Here is a 2,127-nt window from a genome sequence, read left to right on the forward strand (position 1 = left end):
GTCGCATAAAAGCTTTTCATGACGCTCATGTGGCGGTTGCTCTTCTGCGCTGCGCAACATGATTGGGGGCTTTGCTGTAAGGCATGTAAAAAATATGCCAGCCAGAGCGGTAATATCGGACCTTAAATCTCGGTGCCCACCTGCCAAATCCTGACACTCCGGCAGCATTATAAACTCATTCCAAAACATCTCCCCTTCTTCGGTGAGCGCTACAGTCTGCCTTGAGTCAAATGATATGCCAAAATCCAAAATATAGGGATGGTTTATGTTCCCATCCTTAAGAATTATATTTGTAGGCTTCAGGTCCCGATGCCCAACATCAAGCTTGTGGCACAATTCTATCGTTCTCGTTATTTGTAGTGTTATTTTAACTGCGGTCTGCGGTGTTGTGGGTGCAGAACTATTGAGCCATGAGTCAAAACGATCTCCCAAAATATATTCCATTATTAGAAAGGGCTCCGCGTCGTTATGATCAATAAACGATTCATATAGTTCAGGAACTTTTGCCCCAAATCTTTTAAGTTTTGCTAAAGTTTCACCCTCTTGACGCAGCCTAGCCCTAGCCTGCTCATCGAAACGCCATTTATCTACTATCCTCTTGAGGACAGCTAGTTTCCCAGTGCTGCGGCTTCTCACCTTGGTAACCACGCCTTGTCCCCCGCGTCCAATTTCCTCTAATTCATCCCAATCGTTGACCCAAGGAGTTTGCATTTTCATTTTGTCTAAAAGCTAATTTTTAAATCCAGCCAATAAGATTGGAAGCAGCTTCTACACCAAAAGGGAACGGGTCCGCGAGCCCTGAGTGAGATTCTGTGGGCTCCCACGCTTGAGGCGTGCCAAGCTCTCTGCCGCTGTGCTAAGGCTTCATGCGGATGCTGAAGTTCAAGTACACGTGTGGAGCGCGCGAGCTCACCGACTTGGTGATGCGCGCCTACTTCCACAGCGAACGGGCCCGCCGCGACCGCCTCAAGGATTCGCTGCTCAACAGCCTGTGGGCAGTCCTCGGCTTTGCACTCGTGCTGTGGTTCCACGATGGCATGTGGGCCCCCTGGTGGGTCTATCCCATCGCCTATGCCGCAGTCTGCTTTCTGGTCTATCAGAACTTTCCCTACAATACGGCGAAACGCATTAAGGGCGAGGCGCGTAAGGCACAGAAAAATGTGCCGGCCTACGAGGTGAGTTATCGGGTGGGGGACGGCAAGTTCGACCTGTTCGCTCAGGACACCGGATTCATCTCCCAGATCGAGGACATCGTTTGGGTGGGACGCGACGAGCACTATCTGGAAGTCTCCCTGACCGACAAAAGGCACCACGCCATACCGCTGACGGCCTTCGAAAATGAGCAACAGATCGAGGCGCTTCTCGCAGCTCTAGGCAATCCACCGCTTCGCGATCTCAGCGATCACTCGGACTGGGTTCCCATGCCCACCGAGACCCAGTTGAAGAAAGGCATTCGGATGTCCCTGCTGCCATGGTGCATCATTGCCGTCTGCGGCACTTTGCTCGGCCTAGTAGTGCTGGTAGTGAACATCCATGCCGTAGGGTTTGACGGGGTAACCAATCCTCTGGGCTACATTGCGGTGGGCATGCTGGTGTTCGGGTTGATCTCGGCCGTTGTGGTGATGCGGTGCTGGAACAAATGAGGGCTTCTGTGAAGAAAGATGAAATCTCCTAAGAATTCCCTAACGGCCGTGTCTTAGGGGTATGATTACGCTCCCATTCCTGAAATTGCCCGGTTTTACGCCGACTTCCTGCCTGACGGTGGCCGCCATCGGTTCGGCGGTCCTGATGCCGCTGGCTGATGCCAAGGACGTGGACAAGGCCTCGCAGACCGCCGAAGAACGACTGAGCCCGGAGCAGGTGGTCGAGGACCGCAAGGTCCGCATCATTGAGTTGGTCGATCCCAAGGCCGAGGGACGCATTCAGATGCGCGTTTTTTTCGATGGTCGTCCAGCCGAAGTGGAGGTGCAGGTTGAGCCCATCGCCAAGGAGGAAGTGGCACCCGAGCCGGCCAAACCAGTCGAGGGCCGTGAAATTGTCCGGCCCATCGGACGGGTCGCCCCGGTTGAGGAAGCCGAGCCCCAGACCGAGGCCATCCCCGAGAAGCACGCTGAACACAAGGAGGTC

General features: G+C 53.9%; 3 protein-coding genes. 2 read left to right on the forward strand and 1 reads right to left on the reverse strand.

From position 1 onward, the window contains the following. On the reverse strand, positions 1-717 hold a 717-nt coding region (locus tag V6D20_05775; GenBank protein HEY9815294.1), incomplete at its 3' end, for a protein kinase. A 155-nt stretch (positions 718-872) separates the two neighbouring features. On the opposite strand from V6D20_05775, the gene V6D20_05780 reads away from it, so the two are divergent. Then, entirely contained in the window at positions 873-1,643 is a 771-nt protein-coding gene (locus V6D20_05780; GenBank protein ID HEY9815295.1) for a hypothetical protein, read from the forward strand. 61 nt (positions 1,644-1,704) lie between these two features. Then, the coding region (locus V6D20_05785) for a hypothetical protein (GenBank protein HEY9815296.1) at positions 1,705-2,127 on the forward strand (423 nt) is incomplete at its 3' end.

This window comes from Candidatus Obscuribacterales bacterium (assembly GCA_036703605.1).
In the GTDB taxonomy this organism is placed as follows: domain Bacteria; phylum Cyanobacteriota; class Cyanobacteriia; order RECH01; family RECH01; genus RECH01.